This window comes from Paenibacillus mangrovi (genome assembly GCF_022898935.1).
Taxonomy (GTDB): domain Bacteria; phylum Bacillota; class Bacilli; order Paenibacillales; family Paenibacillaceae; genus Paenibacillus_AQ; species Paenibacillus_AQ mangrovi.
In genome coordinates, this window is the sequence record NZ_JALIRP010000002.1 from 359,653 (window position 1) to 376,279 (window position 16,627).

The 16,627-nt window shown below is 46.5% G+C and carries 17 protein-coding genes; 5 read left to right on the plus strand and 12 right to left on the minus strand.

Translation table 11 applies throughout. The features are described 5' to 3' along the window. Positions 1-94: 94 nt before the first annotated feature. Positions 95-742, minus strand: a complete 648-nt coding sequence (locus MUG84_RS06440) for an RsfA family transcriptional regulator (protein ID WP_244722042.1) — start codon at positions 740-742, stop codon at positions 95-97. A 347-nt stretch (positions 743-1,089) separates the two neighbouring features. Between MUG84_RS06440 and MUG84_RS06445 the strand changes: the two genes are divergently transcribed. Then, positions 1,090-1,326 (plus strand): DUF2626 family protein, encoded by a 237-nt coding sequence (locus MUG84_RS06445; RefSeq protein ID WP_244722046.1) that lies wholly within the window; start codon positions 1,090-1,092, stop codon positions 1,324-1,326. A 189-nt stretch (positions 1,327-1,515) separates the two neighbouring features. Beyond that, a complete protein-coding gene (locus MUG84_RS06450) occupies positions 1,516-2,619 on the plus strand; it encodes a coiled-coil domain-containing protein (protein WP_244722049.1) in 1,104 nt (367 codons plus the stop codon). A 9-nt stretch (positions 2,620-2,628) separates the two neighbouring features. Here MUG84_RS06450 and MUG84_RS06455 read toward each other — a convergent pair whose 3' ends face one another. Further along, positions 2,629-3,885 (minus strand): extracellular solute-binding protein, encoded by a 1,257-nt coding sequence (locus MUG84_RS06455; RefSeq protein WP_244722052.1) that lies wholly within the window; start codon positions 3,883-3,885, stop codon positions 2,629-2,631. Between the two features lie 185 nt (positions 3,886-4,070). Continuing rightward, the gene (locus MUG84_RS06460; RefSeq protein WP_244722053.1) at positions 4,071-5,402 is read right to left on the minus strand and encodes a PhoH family protein; all 1,332 of its coding nucleotides are present in this window, start codon (positions 5,400-5,402) and stop codon (positions 4,071-4,073) included. Between the two features lie 107 nt (positions 5,403-5,509). On the opposite strand from MUG84_RS06460, the gene MUG84_RS06465 reads away from it, so the two are divergent. Then, positions 5,510-6,076: a YhcN/YlaJ family sporulation lipoprotein gene (locus MUG84_RS06465; RefSeq protein ID WP_244722055.1), complete on the plus strand. Its 567-nt coding sequence runs from the start codon at positions 5,510-5,512 to the stop codon at positions 6,074-6,076. A gap of 270 nt (positions 6,077-6,346) precedes the next feature. Here MUG84_RS06465 and MUG84_RS06470 read toward each other — a convergent pair whose 3' ends face one another. The 5 genes from MUG84_RS06470 to MUG84_RS06490 form a co-directional block, all read right to left on the minus strand. Continuing rightward, positions 6,347-7,423 (minus strand): LCP family protein, encoded by a 1,077-nt coding sequence (locus MUG84_RS06470; protein ID WP_244722057.1) that lies wholly within the window; start codon positions 7,421-7,423, stop codon positions 6,347-6,349. 97 nt (positions 7,424-7,520) lie between these two features. Next, positions 7,521-7,817: a YlaH-like family protein gene (locus MUG84_RS06475; RefSeq protein ID WP_244722059.1), complete on the minus strand. Its 297-nt coding sequence runs from the start codon at positions 7,815-7,817 to the stop codon at positions 7,521-7,523. A gap of 47 nt (positions 7,818-7,864) precedes the next feature. Continuing rightward, positions 7,865-9,706, minus strand: a complete 1,842-nt coding sequence (typA, locus tag MUG84_RS06480) for a translational GTPase TypA (protein ID WP_244722061.1) — start codon at positions 9,704-9,706, stop codon at positions 7,865-7,867. 157 nt (positions 9,707-9,863) lie between these two features. Then, positions 9,864-10,373 (minus strand): hypothetical protein, encoded by a 510-nt coding sequence (locus tag MUG84_RS06485; protein WP_244722063.1) that lies wholly within the window; start codon positions 10,371-10,373, stop codon positions 9,864-9,866. A 171-nt stretch (positions 10,374-10,544) separates the two neighbouring features. Then, entirely contained in the window at positions 10,545-11,204 is a 660-nt protein-coding gene (locus MUG84_RS06490) for a TerC family protein (protein ID WP_244722066.1), read from the minus strand. 132 nt (positions 11,205-11,336) lie between these two features. On the opposite strand from MUG84_RS06490, the gene MUG84_RS06495 reads away from it, so the two are divergent. Further along, positions 11,337-12,032 carry a TerC family protein gene (locus MUG84_RS06495; protein ID WP_244722069.1) on the plus strand — a complete coding sequence of 232 codons (696 nt, stop codon included), beginning with the start codon at positions 11,337-11,339 and terminating at the stop codon, positions 12,030-12,032. A 171-nt stretch (positions 12,033-12,203) separates the two neighbouring features. Then, a complete protein-coding gene (locus MUG84_RS06500) occupies positions 12,204-12,653 on the plus strand; it encodes a hypothetical protein (RefSeq protein WP_244722072.1) in 450 nt (149 codons plus the stop codon). Positions 12,654-12,715: 62 nt separating this feature from the next. Here the strand turns inward: MUG84_RS06500 and thiI are convergent, their stop codons facing one another. The 4 genes from thiI to MUG84_RS06520 all read right to left on the minus strand — a co-directional run bounded on the left by thiI (position 12,716) and on the right by MUG84_RS06520 (position 16,575). Further along, complete coding sequence (gene thiI, locus MUG84_RS06505) at positions 12,716-13,939, minus strand: tRNA uracil 4-sulfurtransferase ThiI (RefSeq protein ID WP_244722074.1); 1,224 nt, start codon at positions 13,937-13,939, stop codon at positions 12,716-12,718. Further along, positions 13,940-15,094: a cysteine desulfurase family protein gene (locus tag MUG84_RS06510; protein WP_244722077.1), complete on the minus strand. Its 1,155-nt coding sequence runs from the start codon at positions 15,092-15,094 to the stop codon at positions 13,940-13,942. Positions 15,095-15,222: 128 nt separating this feature from the next. After that, the gene (locus MUG84_RS06515) at positions 15,223-15,948 is read right to left on the minus strand and encodes a lytic transglycosylase domain-containing protein (RefSeq protein ID WP_244722080.1); all 726 of its coding nucleotides are present in this window, start codon (positions 15,946-15,948) and stop codon (positions 15,223-15,225) included. 195 nt (positions 15,949-16,143) lie between these two features. After that, the gene (locus MUG84_RS06520) at positions 16,144-16,575 is read right to left on the minus strand and encodes a DUF5353 domain-containing protein (RefSeq protein ID WP_244722082.1); all 432 of its coding nucleotides are present in this window, start codon (positions 16,573-16,575) and stop codon (positions 16,144-16,146) included. Positions 16,576-16,627 lie beyond the last annotated feature (52 nt).

Sequence of the window (16,627 nt, forward strand, 5' to 3'; positions counted from 1 at the left end):
TGTCTGATGAACACGGAAAAACCCGTTCGGCGCGCTGTAGCTTTCGCTCATCCGGACGGGTGTTCGGGTTATGGCTTATGATGCTAGGCGTCTTCTATTCAATGCGTTCAAGATTGCCGTTTGCATCCATTTTAAACCGAGTTTTCAATTCTTCCTCTTCTTCCGTTAAAAAAGCAAGCCTTCTGGCACGATCCATGATTTGGATCAGCGCTTTGTAATCGTCATTGACAACCCGATAATCCGTTTGGACTTCACTGACTTCCTTAGTCAGCTGCTCATTCACTCTTCTCAAAGAAGCAAGTTCCTCTTCCTTCTCGCGAAGCTCCTTCTCCAGCATTTTCAACTGGCGACCGTTTTCCTGTAGATTCCCTTTCCATTGCCGCAAAAAACGTATGACCGCATCAATCGACAGTGATTCTTCGGTTGCGCTATCTACCTTAAAATATCCAGCCTCCGCATCATTCAATCCCAGACCTGCCACCTGCAGCGGATTTGCTGGCTGTTTTTTGTAATAGCTTCTCTTCTGCCGCTGCGTTTTCGCCAGACCGATGGCTTCCTCATACTTTTTGCGGACACAGCTGTTCCAGCGGAAACCGCAGGCTGCGGACGTCCTGCCGATTTTTTCGCCCACTTCCTCGAACGCTGCAAGCTGCGTGCTTCCTTCGCGGATATGTCTTAAGGTTACCTCCGCTAAAATAAGATCATCCTCTAAACTCCATGCATCCTGTCTAACTGCTGTCATGCAACAAAACCCTCCTAACAACATCCTAAAATAACCGTCTCCAAACCCTCCTTTCCTGCCGGGCTTGAATGAGGTATAACAGCTGCTTATTTCATTTCTATGCTTCTCATAGAGTTCATAGAATCTATTTGATACTAAATTGTATTGCCAAATTTTAAAGAGCTCATACTACTTACTGCGTAAATAAACCTCTCTTGCCTGAATACTTTCAATTAGAATGATCACAATAAATACATCTACTTTCAAAAAATTCACAATTGTTCAACACTTTTCGTTTACACAATTTGGTGAAAACGTTATAATGTTCTGTAGTAAAGCGACCGTACATAAGGAGAGGGGGATATTACGTGGCACGCATGTTTCGAGTACTGGGCTTCTTTACACTGGCTATCGGTTTGATGGCTTTTGCCGGGAACATGGTGGAAATGGCTCTGTTGTTCTTCTTACAGACAGCATTTTTCGGAATTTTGGGCTACCTGAAATTTACGGAAAAAACCTACATTCTTCTCTTCTGGGGCTATATGATCGTGACTTTTTCCGGTTTCAGTTACTGGACAGTCTTTAAAATGGGTCTACCGCTGTAGTTACCGATCAGATGGACTTGAAGAGTTACAAAAAAGGACGATCCGTCAGTTGCCGGAGCGTCTTTTTTCGTTGATTAAATCCCCCTAGGCTTCATAAGAGAGGGATGATATTTTTTATAAACAAGCATATATTTACATGAGGATTGAATCAATCCTTGCCCAAGATTTATTTGGAGGGGAGGAAGAACTATGAAGGCCGCCAAAAAACATGTGCGCCTGATATATCTGCTTGTGCCGCTTCTGCTCCTCTCGATGCTTCATTCTCAGCATAACCTTCTTGCCGATCCCGTCAAACCGGAAGACGCTGACCAGCAGCAAATGCTGCAAAAAAGCCTTTCTATCGTAGAAATCGATCATGAAATCGAACGAATCTCCCGTCAGCAGGATGAAACGCAAACGGAAATAGACAAGCTTCAGGTTCAGCTTGAAGAGAAGCAAGAGCAGATCAAAATTCGCCAGGAGCGTGCCGGGGCTGTCATTCGTTCCTATTACATGGGAGAGCGGGACAATCTATTTGCCATACTCTTTTCAGCTCAAAACTTAAGCAACCTTCTGGAAATTTACAGCTATTATGAATTGATTATGGATCAGGACAAGACGGTACTCGATGCTTACCAGTCCCAATATAAAAGCATTAAAGATACACAGCAGAGAATGGAAAGCTCTTATGCTAAGCTAACCGAGATCAAAGATAATCTTGTGAAGCAAAGAGAAAGGGTAGTGGCTCTGCAAAAGGAGCTGGATACTAGCATAGCAGGCAGCAGCGACCCTGAAGCCATGAAAAAACTGATTAAGGAATTTACATCCTATTGGGATAACGTGGGCATGTATGAGGTGAAACGTTACTTTTCAGCCCTCGCCTCAGCGATGGATGACCTTCCTGAATTTATTCAAAACAAAAAAGGAGCCATCCGGACGAACGGCACCACGTATTCCATCAAAATTCAAGAAGATGACCTAAACGATTTTCTGAAGAGCAAAAATGAGCTATTCAACAATTTCGCTTTCCATTTCAGCGATAATAAAGTTGTAGCTGCCGGTGAGAGCGGCAATCTAAGTCTGCAAGTTGAAGGACATTACAGCATCGAAAACCAACCTGAAAATTCAATTCTGTTCCATGTCGACAAGCTTGTGTTCAATGGTCTGGAACTTCCGGACACAACCTGCCGCCAGCTTGAAAATGAGTTTGATCTGGGCTTTTATCCCGAGCAGATCGTATCCTTTGTTAAAGCCACAGAAGTGACCAGTACCGACAAAATCCTTCGTGTCACGCTGAAGCTGTCCATGAAATAATTCTATTCATTATTCATTTGATGTTTTCTCTTTAGGGTGGCCATCCATGGCCTCCCTATACTCCTGTTCGGTACTCTTTCCGTTCAGGAAAATCTTTGCAGTCTTCGAGAAGGTTTCCCACTTGGCCTCTAGCGGGCTGTCCACCGTTTTTTCCTCCGCCGGCTTCAGCAGCTGATCGAGATGAACTGGAGGCTGCACGAATTGAAATTGGCCCCCCTCATACATTTCCTTCAAAACTGGAAGACAGCCTGTTGCATCCGACCAAAGCTGCTGGGAATGGTTTGAAGTCATATAGGCAATCCACTCTGCAGCCTTCTCCGGATGCTGCGTTTGGGCGGAAACGGCAAAGGATCTTCCCCGGAGCAAAAAAGGATTCTCGACGTAAAGCTGTTCCGGTAAACGAAGCTCAAGCATGCCGCTTTTGCTATTTTCCTTCATCGCTGCCGAAGCTGGGACAGTCAGCATAACGAGTTCATCTTCCTTCAAACTTGTCCACGCATCTTGGACATTAACGGATTCAATAAATTGCAGTTCTGCCCGCAGTTTGCTTAAGGATTCCAGCCCTTCATTCGAAGGATTGGCCGGATTAATACCCATAACGCCCATAAGAGTGGCAAAAGCATAGGCATCGCCTGCGGGTACAGCAATCAGCTTCTTATCTTTTCTGCTCTCCTGCTTCGCCATGAGGTCCTTCCAGGCCTTTCCCGCTTGCGGAATATCCGGAATTCCCATCGTCTGCAAAGCATGCTCTTGCCAAACAAGCACATAAGGATCCATATCGAGTGGTATTCCCCACTGGTATCCGTTCCATTCCAGCAATTGAAGGATCGAGCTGATCGCATCGCTTCCGTTAGTACTCTTTTGATAGGATTCTACCGGCAATATATACCCGCCTACAGCTAGGGACTTTATCCAGGGGCTGTTAACAAGCATCACATCCGGACCTTCCCCTACTTCAAGTGCTTCAGTCAGCTGGCGGTAAGCATCGGCATCAGGAATATTGGTGATTTGAACCTGAGTGCCGGTTTTATTCATGAATGAATCATTCATGCTCAGGAGTTCCTTGTAATTGGATTCATTTAAATGTGTCACAACCCGAATGGGGTGATCAATCGGATCCTGTGGTGAGGAGGGCTGCGGATTTAAGGACATTGTTTTTCTTTCTTCGCTGCTGCTTTTGTTCAGAGTTAAATTCTGACCTTGGGACAGGCTGGTTAATGACAGCAGTAGAATAGCAAACAAGAACCAATATTTTTTCCGCTTCAAGTCTCTGACCTCCTCTGGCAATGGCTTCATTCCATACTCATTATTTTATCAAAAGGATAGGACGCTTGTCCTACTTTTTATTGGAAAATGTTAACTTGATTCTTGTCGATATCATGGACAAGAGTCCTGAACCTCATGCCGGGCTGAGCAGAAGTATCCAGGACTCTAGTCAATATAGGAAAAATCTAGAGCAGATCGGCAGCCAGCTGTGCCAGCTTAGAGCGCTCACCTTTCTCCAGTGTAATATGCCCACTGATCCCTTCCTGCTTGAATTTCTCCACGATATACGTCAGGCCGTTGCTTGATGCATCCAGATAGGGATGGTCGATTTGCTCCGGATCGCCCATCAAAATGATTTTACTGCCTTCACCAACCCGGGAAACGATCGTCTTCACCTCATGACGGGACAGATTCTGCGCTTCATCCACAATAATGAACTGCCCGGGGATCGATCTGCCGCGTATATACGTCAATGCTTCAACCTGTATGCTGCCGAGCCCCATAAGGATTTTATCGATGTCTCCTGATTTTTTGGTATCGAACAAAAACTCGAGATTATCGTAGATCGGCTGCATCCATGGACGGAGCTTCTCTTCTTTTTCTCCAGGCAGATACCCGATATCCTTGCCCATAGGCACCACGGGTCTTGCGATCAGCAGCTTTTTGTACTTATGTTCATCCTCCACTTTGAGAAGTCCTGCCGCGAGAGCGAGCAATGTCTTGCCTGTACCCGCCTTGCCTGTAATCGTCACCAAAGGTATATCATCGTTTAATAACAACTCCAGCGCCATACGCTGCTGGGCATTCCGTGCGCAAATCCCCCATACGGCATCATTGCTCAAATACAGCGGCTCAAGCTTGGTCGCCTCTGTATTTACTTTGAGCAGTGCTGACTTCTGACTGCCCATTTCATCCTTCAAAATGACAAACTCATGTGGATTCAGCGGAAAGGACAACTGAAGAGGTTTAACCGACAGAAATCGGTAGGAATAAAACTCATCTATAATGGATGGATGAACCTTCAGCTTCAGATTGCCCGTATACAACTCATTAAGACCTGCCGTCCGGTCTGACAAATAATCCTGCGTATTCAGTCCAAGCACATCCGCTTTAATCCGAACCAAAACGTCCTTGCTAACGAGCACCACTTGAGCTGGCTTCTCTTTATCCGCTTCTTCCATATGATAATTCAAGGCCACGGCGAGTATACGGTTGTCATTAGAAATCTCTCCGAACATCTCCTGAACCTTGAGAAAACTTCGATGATTCAGCTCAACCTTCAGACTTCCGCCATTATGGAGTGCTACCCCGCTGTGCAGGTGTCCCTTTTCCCTCAATTGATCGAGCACACGTGATACCGTTCGCGCATTGCGCCCAATTTCATCGGCATTGCGTTTCTTGGAGTCAATTTCCTCCAACACCACGGCAGGAATAATGACCTCATGCTCATCAAAAGCATAAATCGCTCCAGGGTCATGAAGAAGCACATTGGTATCCAGTACAAAAATTTTTCTCATACCTTCTCCCTCCACTAACTCATATTGAACACATAAATTGTTCCATCATGGACATCCTAAATTACAATACGCCATTAGAATCTATGACCTGGAAAGGACGATCACATATGAGAATGCTCATGCTTGTCGTGCTGTCACTGGCTGTTATCAGCGGTTGTAACAATGCTCAGAATAAAAATGCATCACCCTCTCCTCAGAGTATTCAGGGACCTTCGGTTGCTTCCTCCGTTTACAACTCGGTATCGTTAAAATCGGCAGGAAAACCAACCGTCTACGCTACGCAGAACCCGGCAGATTTGTCCGAGAAAGAACATCTCGAAGCGTTGGCCGAGAGAGTGGCCGGAGTCAATAGCGCTCATGCCGTCGTGTTTGGCAATTCTGCAGTCGTTGGGCTCGACGTTGATGGCAATCTTAGCCGTTCCCGCGTTGGAAACATCAAGTATTCCGTAGCAGAGGCACTGCGTAAAGATCCGCGAGGCAAGAACGCTTATGTGACCGCTGATATGGATTTGTCGAACAGAATCGCTGAAATCGGACAGCATATTCAAAAAGGCGAGCCGGTATCCGGCTTTGCATCCGAGCTCGCCGACATCGTCGGGCGAATCGTTCCTCAGCTTCCTAAGGATGTCGCACCCAAAAATGTTCCACCGGCTCCACCAACCTCTGGGCACTGATTCAAACAGCCTCTTTTCACCATATTTCAACACTTTCCGCATAGAATGAACAAAAAGCCTAGTGAGTTTCTCACTAGGCTTTTTGTCATACAGCAGCAGGACGCATGGATATGCGTCCTGCTCAAGAACCGGCAGGTCGGCAGCTGCATTCAATTGGAAATATAACGACTGAGTGCATGGTGCAACTGCTTCGGACATCTTCCCGACCTCCTGTACAGGTTCCAGTGTACTCTATTATATTAGGTGGCTTCACAAATATTGCACCCAAGTTTAAGGATTTGCTTGTGCTGCGCCATCGGTCGCTGCCGGCTGTCCTTTGCCGGCAATCTCATCCTTCAGCGCCTGCTTCGCCTTATCCAGCTCGGCATTATCCACATAGACGTAAGGGCTCTTCCATGTACCTGTTACCGGCATGAATTTGACGTTTTCCTTATTGATCTTCCAATAGGTCGCAATCATATTCTTCATTTGTTCATTTTCGATATCGGTCTGCATGTTTTTATTCATGGCGTCCAGAACGCCGCCCAGACTCGTCACACCTTTAAATGTTTGCATTTTGTCGATCATGGCATGCAGGACTTCGTTTTGTCTGCGATTGCGGTCAAAGTCATCGGAAGCCTGTGTTTTGGGATGGCAGTTGGATTTGCGGTAACGCACATAATCCAGCGCATCATTGCCATTGAGCGTCTGCTGACCCTTCTTCAGGTTGATGTCCGTTCCGTCAGCTGTGTCTTTGTAACACATGTTCATGTCTACATTGACATCCACACCGCCAAGGGCGTCAACCGCATCACGGAAGGCCTGAAAGTTAATAACCGTTACGTAGTCAATCGGAATATCCATATATTTGCTGAGCATGGTCTTCATCTCATCCTCAGCCTTTTTGCCGGTCTTTTTCTCTTCCGAGAGGAAAATCGGATAATAAGCGTTAGCTTTATTGGACTTGTAGCCTTTTAGCTCAATCTTCGTATCACGCGGAAGCGAAACGACTGTTACCGATTGGGTATCCGGATTAAACGCCGTTACCATAATCACATCGGTCAAATGTGTGCCTGTTTGAGGACGGTAGTCCGTACCGAGCAGAAGCATGGTCACTGGCTTAACCTTGGCTGACTTCTCAGGCGGAACCGGATTATTATTGCCGGTATTCAATATGCCGTGTTCAGCCTTGTAGTAGAGGTAACCAGCGTAACCACCTACGGCCAACACAGCCAAAATAATAACAATCAGTACTAATTTCAGAAACGTCTTAAATCCGCTCTTCTTTTTTTTCTTCTTTGGCGGTTGTTTGTTCTGTTTGCTGCCACTTTGAGATCGTGGAGGTAGATTGGAATTGCTTGAACTCATCTCAAACACCTTTTTCATTTATTTTGAGTTATTCTCTCTATAAACGATGCCAATCGTCAAAAAGTTGCGAAAGGAGAGCCGGGATTCATACGGCTGCTTATCCTCGTTTTGCTGCTGTCTCTGCCTTTTTCTTCTGCCTAGCCTCCACAAAATAGCGGACGCGTACCATAAACATTAGAGCGACCGCAACGAGCAAACACTGGATGATCGGAAGCTTGTCGTGCTGAAACACAAGCAGCATGCCGGAACCAATCGCCATAAAAATATAAAGCAGTACTTCTTTCAGTAAAGGAAGCTTCTGTTTGACGCGGAACACCTTGTTATAGACATACGTAATCAACACGAAAATGATAATGTAAGACACAAGCGGATGCGCTGCAAACCAGGCTTGCACGTGCGGTACACTCCTTTCGGTATCAGGTCAACATGCCTGTACGTTCATTACAGATTGGCTTCAGCCATTTTGCGATGCTTCTCGGCGCGTTCACGTTCGCTCTTGTTCAGAATTTTCTTGCGAAGGCGAATCGATTTAGGCGTGATTTCACAAAGTTCATCGTCATTCAAATATTCAAGCGCCTGTTCCATTGAGAAGATAATCGGTGTTTTCATTCTTACCGTTTCTTCCTTGTTGGCAGAGCGAATGTTGTTTACTGCCTTTTCTTTACAGATATTCACGACAATGTCGTTATCGCGGGTATGCTCGCCAACGATCATACCTTCGTAAATTTCGGTTCCCGGTTCCATGAACAGAGTTCCGCGGTCTTCTATACCCATCATACCATAAGTTGTACTCGTTCCGCCTTCACTTGCAACAAGCACACCTTGGTGACGTCCGCCAACTTGGCCGCCAATAAGTGGTCCATAGCTGTCGAATGCATGGTTCATCACGCCATAGCCGCGAGTCAGTGTCAGGAAGTACGTACGGTATCCAATCAAACCGCGAGCTGGAATCAGGAACTCCAGACGTACCTGACCATTACCGGAATTCACCATGTTGACCATTTCAGCTTTACGTGTTCCGAGACTTTCCATAACGGAACCCATACTTTCTTCTGGAATATCGATCAGGAGACGTTCAATCGGCTCCATTTTCTTTCCATCCACTTCACGTACGATAACCTCAGGTTTTGATACCTGGAGTTCATAACCTTCACGACGCATATTCTCAATCAAAATACCCAAATGAAGCTCACCACGTCCGGAAACGATGAACGCGTCAGGGCTGTCCGTCTCATCCACACGCAAGCTCACGTCTGTTTCAAGTTCTTTCATCAAGCGCTCACGCAGCTTACGGGATGTTACCCATTTGCCTTCACGACCTGCGAAAGGGCTGTTGTTAACAAGGAACGTCATTTGCAGTGTTGGCTCATCAATTTTAAGAACTGGAAGTGCTTCAGGGTTTTGTGGATCAGCAATCGTTTCACCAATATTGATGTCTTTGATGCCCGCAATAGCGACGATATCACCTGCACCGGCTTCTTCCATCTCAATGCGCTTCAAACCTTGGAAGCCAAACAACTTCTCAATACGAGCTGTTTTGCTTTTTCCATCGCGCATAATGACTGTAACCGATTGTCCCTGTTTGATCACACCGCGGTTGACTCGTCCGATCGCAATACGACCCAAGTATTCGTTGTAATCCATCAATGTAACGAGGAATTGCAGAGGTTCATCTACTTTCTCAGTAGGATGAGGAATATGCTCTGTAATGGTTTCATACAGTGCAAGCATGTTGTCATCTTGCTTCTCGGGATCAAGGCTTGATGTTCCGTTCAAAGCGGATGCATAAACAACCGGGAAGTTGAGCTGATCATCATTAGCTTCGAGTTCAATAAACAGATCCAGTACTTCATCAATGACTTCCGCAGCACGTGCTGCAGGACGGTCGATTTTGTTAACGACAACAATCGGGGTGAGGTTTTGCTCAAGGGCTTTGCGGAGTACGAATTTGGTCTGAGGCATGCAGCCTTCATATGCGTCTACGACCAGCAGTACGCCGTCAACCATTTTCATGATCCGTTCCACTTCACCGCCAAAGTCGGCGTGTCCCGGTGTATCCAAAATATTGATCAAGTAATCTTTATACGTAATGGCCGTATTTTTGGCCAAAATGGTAATTCCGCGTTCACGCTCCAGGTCGTTGGAGTCCATGGCCCGCTCCTGCAAATGCTCATGTTTCCCGAAAATGCCTGATTGCTGCAGAAGCTGGTCTACCAGTGTTGTTTTGCCGTGGTCAACGTGGGCAATAATCGCAATGTTGCGAATTTTATCTCTTGAATGCATGGGTTTTATCCAGATCCTTTCCCTTTCAAATCAATTCAGTATCTTTCACCAAAAGAAGCGCCGGGCGGTTGCCGACGACGCTTCAACATATCCCTTACATTATAGTGAATTTTCAGAAAAAGACAAGCATTTTTACAGAAAATAGAATAGTCGATCGTTACCAGCCGCCATTCCATTTTCTCCCTTTCGGTCTTCCTTTACCAGAAATAAACCAAATCCCAAGTGCGATTAGCAGGATGGCCAGCACATAGATGGCACCGGTATGCATCAGCGTGAAGAAAAGAAGGATAATCGATACTAATCCAAGAAATAACGCAATCAGTAGCACGCCTTCCGGCTTAGGCGACGAAAACAAATGGTATTCGTACACCCCTACCGCAATTCCGAGCAAAAATACGGGCCACAAATACGACATCAGTCCCCAACCGAATAGGTTGCAAATCTCAAGCATCACGCCGTAAACAACCAGAACGCCTCCGGGTATGAGCACGTATGCACGTGCCCGTTTGCTAAAAAACATCCAATGAATCAGCAGTCCGACCGCCAATATGGCAATCGGCCATAATATACGCCCCAGAAATCCAAACACACCCAATTTCCCCAGTAAAATCACAACACCTGCTACAACGATAAACAGACCCAGCCTTACATCGTTCTTGGAGGACATTTTTCCCCACCCTCTTTTCCTCTATACCGTACACGTCTGCTCCAGCAGGATACGACATGTTTTCATCTTTAGTTTATCTGAAAAAGAATGAAAAAACCATATTCGTCGCGGAATTTTTTTCCATCCCATAAACGCCAAAAAAGCCGGTTTTTACCGGCAGTTATGACATGATTATGAACGCCGTAGCGAGAGTTTCTTGAAGCCACCGGCCGCAATGACCAGTACGGTCAGCAGCACAGGAATCAGGCTATGTATCTCAGGCTGGATGGAGGACAGGAATTTGCCTATTCTGGAATCCTGAAGCAGCATTTCACCAGCCGTGTAGCCAAGAATGCCTGCGCCTAAATAGACCAGCAGAGGGTAGCGGTGAAGCAGATTGACAATCAGGTTGCTGCCAAACACGACAATTGGAATGCTGATGGCAATTCCAATCCCAATAAGCGCCAAATCTCCATTAGCTACTCCGGCAAGCGCCAGCACATTATCCAGGCTCATAATAAAATCAGCGGCTAAGATACTCCTCACGGCTTTCCAGATGGAAGCTGATCCATCCATCCTGACATCGTCCTTATCGTCCGCTAGCAACTTGAAAGCAATCCAGAACAACATGATTGCCCCCACCGCTTGCACAAAAGGTATTTTCAGAAGCAGAACGGCCACAAACGTCAATATGCATCTGAGAACAACCGCCCCAAAGGCTCCCCACCACACAGCCTGCTTACGCTGTTTCGGCGGCAGGTTTTTGCTTGCCAGCGCAATGACCACGGCGTTGTCTCCGCTCAGAACCAGATTAATCATCAGGATCTGTACAAGCAGCCAAATCGACTCCAACAGTCAACACCCCCACTACTACTCCTATGCTCCTGTCGGCCGAGCTATGCTTGACTATCATTGAAAAATTATCCTATAATGAATCCGATTTGCTTAAACTCCGTATACAGTCATAATAAGGAGTGACCTGATGTGGATACATCCATAATTGCCTTTCTGGCAAAACTAGCTAACATCGTATTTCTCGATCTTATTTTAGGCGGAGATAATGCGATTGTCATTGGCCTTGCTGCGAGGAATCTGCCATCCTCGACTCAGAAAAAGGCCATTTTTTATGGAACCGGCGGGGCCGTTCTGCTCCGTATTGTGGCGACGATCGTTGTCGTATGGCTCCTACAGATTCCCTGGCTGCTGCTTGTGGGCGGCATTCTGCTTATCGGAATTGCTTATAAACTGCTGGCTGACAATGACGAGCATGCCGACATCAAGGAGGGACGTACGCTTTGGAGCGCGGTACGTACCATTATCGTGGCCGATGCGGCCATGGGTCTGGACAACGTTATCGCGGTAGCCGGTGCGGCGCAGCAAAGTATCATTTTGGTCATTCTGGGACTTTTGATCAGTGTTCCCATTATTGTTTGGGGCAGCACCCTGTTCATTAAACTGATCGACCGTTTTCCCTGGATTATTTATTTGGGCTCGGCAGTTCTTGGATATACCGCTGCCAATATGATCACAGAAGAGAAAAATCTGAAACCTTTCTTCGAGGAACACCCAACAGTTCGAATCGTATTTATTATCGTTGTGATCGCTGCGATACTGGGGGCCGGATATATGAAAAAGCGTTCGGACCAGCAAAAGAGGAACAACGAAAATTCATACAGCTAACCAAAAGGACCTATACCAATGAACTGAAACCCGCAAGTTAGACACTTTAGAAAAAGTGCCTGCGCTTGCGGGTTTTTGTGTTTGCTGCAAAAAATATTACTGACAAGTGCTTCAGCAAATGATCATAATGAACTAAAGCAATTAAAAGTTAAATGAAAGAAGATGAACATCATGAAAGTAGAAAAGAAATTTCTAATTATGATTGCCGGTATCGTTTGGTTCATTGCAGGCTTTAATATTATGAGAATCGGTCTGGATGCGGGCAGAGGAATCTGGGAGTGGTATTTTATTTTGGTTGCCCTTGTTGTTTATTCTCTGTTCCATAATTTAGTTTTTCGTAAAATGGTAAAAAAGCATACTGCCAGAATAAAAAGCTACGAAGAACAAAAGCACAATGTGTTCCGATTTTTTGATACGAATTCATATCTTATTATGGCATTTATGATCACTTTAGGCGCTTCACTCCGCTTGTCAGGTTTGGTTTCGGATGCCTTTATCGCCATGTTCTATAGTGGCCTTGGAGCATCGCTTATCGTAGCAGGAGTTAGTTTTGAACTTCATTTTTATAGATACATGAAGGAATTGAGTAAAGCGCGAATGTCATATAATAGCATAAAGTAAAAAAAAGATGGCTTCTGATGAATACAGAAGCCATCTTTTTCATTATAGAGCCTTATTGCTCATTAAAACCATTCTTCATCGATGCCGTCTTCTGCTGCTTCGATCATGGATTCAGGCGTAAGCACAACGGTTTCCGTCCGCTCCACCGCCTCCTCCAGCATGGTCTGAAGATTCGCAAGAGAAGCTTCAATGCTCTCGACAATACGCAGATTCGGATTCGTTGCCGGGGATTTCGGCACAAATATGGTGCAGCAATCTTCATAAGGCAATATCGACAATTCATACGTACCGATTCTCTTCGCGATATCGATAATCTCACTCTTGTCCATCATGATCAGCGGGCGCAGGATCGGCAGATCCGTCGTCCGTCCGATCACATTCATGCTCGAAAGCGTTTGGCTTGCCACTTGTCCAAGGCTGTCCCCCGTGACAATAGCCAGCGCGCCCTCTCGTTCTGCCAGCATAGTGGCAATACGCAGCATCGAGCGTCGCATCAATGTAATGATCAGATTATCCTGGCCAAGACCTGTAAATGAGGTCTGGATCTCCGTGAAGGGAACCAGATGCAGTTTGACTTCGCCTGCATATCCGGAGAGCACCTTGGCAAGCTCCATGACTTTTTCCTTGGCCTTGAGGCTGGTAAACGGATAACTGTAGAAGTGAACGCATTCCACTTCCAGCCCCCGGCGCATGCTGGTAAAACCTGCTACCGGACTATCGATTCCTCCAGACAGCAGCAGCATTCCTTTACCATTGCTTCCACGGGGAAATCCTCCTACAGCGGGAATGACCTCACAGTAAATGTACGTTCCCTGTTCCCTGATCTCAACCCGCAGCTGCAGCTCCGGATCCTTCATGCTGACCTTGAGCATGGTAAATTTTTTCAGAAGCGGCGAACCGACCAAATGGTTCATTTCCTGGGAGGGATGTGGAAACGCCTTCCAGACTCTTCTGGCAGTTACCTTAAATGTCGTTTCCTTTTGAAGATCCAGATTCTCCAAAAACGATGTGCTCGTCTCCACGATTTTATCGAGCTGGGAAGGACATACAACCACGGGACTGATTGAAATAATGCCGAATATTTTTTTCAACTCTTCAATCAATTGGCTGGCGTTTTCACCGTTTAAGGCAACATACAATCTGCCATATTCCTTCTGGATTTGGGCCGCAGGATATGAGGAGAGTACGGATCTCACATGTGTCAGTACTGTCTTTTCAAAACGGTTGCGGTTTTTCCCCTTTAGTGTAAACTCTCCAAAACGGAGCAAAAGCATATCATAATTCACTTATTTCATTCCTTCCTGTCTAAGCGGCTGCAGCCGGTTTACTGCGGTTTCAAGCGCTGCCAGCAACCGGTCTAAATCTTGCTGTGTATTAGTCATTCCCATACTGATCCGGATCGCGCTGGAGGCCGCATCCCCACTGCGACCCATAGCGAGCAGCACACGGCTTGGCTCTGCGGTCTTCGAGGAGCAGGCCGACTTGGTGGATACCAGCATTCCGTGTTCCTCCAAGGTATGGAGCAGCACCTCTGCTTTCATTCCTGGAAAAGACACATTGACGATATGTGGCGCCCCTTCCTCGAAGCTGTTCAACTCAAGACTTGGCGTCTTTCGAATCCACGCAAGCAGAGCTGATTTAAGCGCACCGACTTCCCGCATAAAAGTATCGGTTTGTTCCGCAGCCATCCGCATTGCTTTGGACATCGCGACAAATCCGGGAATATTCTCGGTGCCTGCTCTGAGTCCCGATTCCTGCTTTCCGCCGGACAGGAGCGGATGTAGCGTAATGCCCTCCCGCTTATACAGCACACCTGTACCTTTGGGGCCACGGATTTTATGAGCGGACAAGGTATATAAATCCGCCTTCCACTCCTCAAGCTGAACCGGTAGCTTGCCAAAGCCCTGAACCCCGTCAATATGAAAAATAGTTAAGGGATTGGCCTGCTTCACAGCCTGCCCAATTTCAGCAAGCGGCTGCACAGCACCTGTTTCATTATTCACATGCATTACACTTACCAGTATGGTGTCCTTCCGAACTGTTGAAGCAACCTCGCTGGGATTGACCATTCCTTTGCTATCAACCGGCAGATAGGTCACTTCGTATCCATGCTTCTCCAGCTCCAGACAGCTGTCATATACGGATGGATGCTCGATCTGTGTCGTTATGATATGCTTTCCCCGACTTCCATACTGCATGGCTGTTCCCTTAATGGCCATATTGTTGCCTTCCGTGGCTCCTGTTGTCAGGATCACTTCCGGCGGCTTGACATGCAGAGAAGCGGCACATACCTCGCGAGCTCTTTTAATCAGCCTTGCGGCATCTTCACCCATTCTGTGAATGGAGGAGGGGTTGCCGTAATGTTTTTTCATCACTTCCGTCATCGTCTGGATGACTTCATCATAAGGCGGCGTACTTGCCGCGTGATCCCAATATATCATTCCAAATTCACCCTTCCACTTAACGATTTCCTGGACAATATAAAGAGATCAAACAGGGGGTCTACCGTCAAGCTCTACATCCGCTGCCATTCTCCCCATTTGATCCCTATGATCAATGTTCTATAAAATTAGACTTCGTATTTCGAGCGGGCATTCGCAATTTTGCCGATATACTTTCTCGTCTCCACAGGCAGCAGATCTAGCTTGTCCATCAGTTCCTCATCCGTGGATATTCCGAGCTTGGCCAGCCTGTTCGGTCCCGCATTGTATGCAGCCAGAGCCATGTTCTCCTGACCATTATATCGTTTAATCTGGTAGGAAAGATAGCGTGTCCCCGCATCGATATTCTGCGCAGGATCAAACGGATCCGTTACACCGAGACCCTGGGCCGTACCATCCATCAGCTGCATAAGTCCTTTTGCTCCAGCCGATGATACGACATTTGGATTAAAGGAGGACTCCGTATCAATAACCGCCTTGATTAGCGCTTCGTCGACTCCGTATTTTTTACTCGCTTGTCGAATCAAATCATCATAAGCCGTAGGACCGGACTTTGTCGTGAAACCACTGCTGTTCTCAAAATGAATTTCGGAAGTTGATCCCTTGTCTGCAACTGCTCCTAGCTGCTGCCACAATAATCCGTCGCTGTAAGAAACCCCAGGAACTGTGGGTGCAGCTGAACCATCTACATCTGAATTGTCACCATTTGAATTAACGTATTGCTGCAAAATGACGCCAAAATCTGAGCTGCTTCCATTCTTCAGAATATCCTGAAGCAGCTCATCTCTATTTTGAATACGGCTATTATCCTGAAGTGATGCCAGCTGCTTCGCGGTTGCCGAATCGATTTGCATGTATAAGACCTCATTTTCTACAAAGTGATGGTTTGCCTCATTTTAGTCATTTTAACATGTTCACGGGAGTTTGCGCCATATATCCATAGAATTTATATAATACATGATTGCGGCTAGCACATTTTCACACGCAAAAAGCGTCCTCCTGCTGTCATGCAGCCGAGTAGGACGCTTCATTGCTGTCGATTTCAAAAATTACCGGGCAAAAGGAATAAGAACGAAATAACTGATAGTCGCCAGAATGCCGAGACCCATTCCCCAAGCTCCCCATGTCTTACTTCCTTGGCTGTATGCATAGTAACCGGTCACTGCCGCGATCGGTCCCAGCACAATTGACCACATAAACAGGGACGCGACGCCCAAGCCGACCCCGACATAACCTGCAGTTCTTCCTACGGTTCCATCATTCTCTTCGTCCACATCATCTTCTAACTCGTAGCGGTCTGATCTTGTCGGAGCAACCTCTGCGGAATACTCTTCCTCATGGCGGTCTGATCTTGTCGGAGCGACCTCAGCGGAATACTCTTCCTCGTGGTTATTATCACAGCGGGGATAATCACTACGGGTACGCATCGGTACACTTTCCTTTTCTTTTTCCTGTTGTTCAGGTCCTTGGAAATCGTCCATCAGAATACCTCCCTCGATTGGATGGTCTGTAAAGAATCAGGTACTGCTTTTT

Bases quoted from the DNA above. Each gene is read 5' to 3' on its own strand.
- MUG84_RS06440 (WP_244722042.1), bottom strand. From the start codon at position 742: ATGACAGCAGTTAGACAGGATGCATGGAGTTTAGAGGATGATCTTATT.
- MUG84_RS06465 (WP_244722055.1), top strand. From the start codon at position 5,510: ATGAGAATGCTCATGCTTGTCGTGCTGTCACTGGCTGTTATCAGCGGT.
- MUG84_RS06515 (WP_244722080.1), bottom strand. From the start codon at position 15,948: ATGCAAATCGATTCGGCAACCGCGAAGCAGCTGGCATCACTTCAGGAT.
- MUG84_RS06450 (WP_244722049.1), top strand. From the start codon at position 1,516: ATGAAGGCCGCCAAAAAACATGTGCGCCTGATATATCTGCTTGTGCCG.
- MUG84_RS06470 (WP_244722057.1), bottom strand. From the start codon at position 7,423: ATGAGTTCAAGCAATTCCAATCTACCTCCACGATCTCAAAGTGGCAGC.
- MUG84_RS06510 (WP_244722077.1), bottom strand. From the start codon at position 15,094: ATGATATATTGGGATCACGCGGCAAGTACGCCGCCTTATGATGAAGTC.
- MUG84_RS06500 (WP_244722072.1), top strand. From the start codon at position 12,204: ATGAAAGTAGAAAAGAAATTTCTAATTATGATTGCCGGTATCGTTTGG.
- MUG84_RS06460 (WP_244722053.1), bottom strand. From the start codon at position 5,402: ATGAGAAAAATTTTTGTACTGGATACCAATGTGCTTCTTCATGACCCT.
- MUG84_RS06485 (WP_244722063.1), bottom strand. From the start codon at position 10,373: ATGTCCTCCAAGAACGATGTAAGGCTGGGTCTGTTTATCGTTGTAGCA.
- typA (WP_244722061.1), bottom strand. From the start codon at position 9,706: ATGCATTCAAGAGATAAAATTCGCAACATTGCGATTATTGCCCACGTT.
- MUG84_RS06520 (WP_244722082.1), bottom strand. From the start codon at position 16,575: ATGGACGATTTCCAAGGACCTGAACAACAGGAAAAAGAAAAGGAAAGT.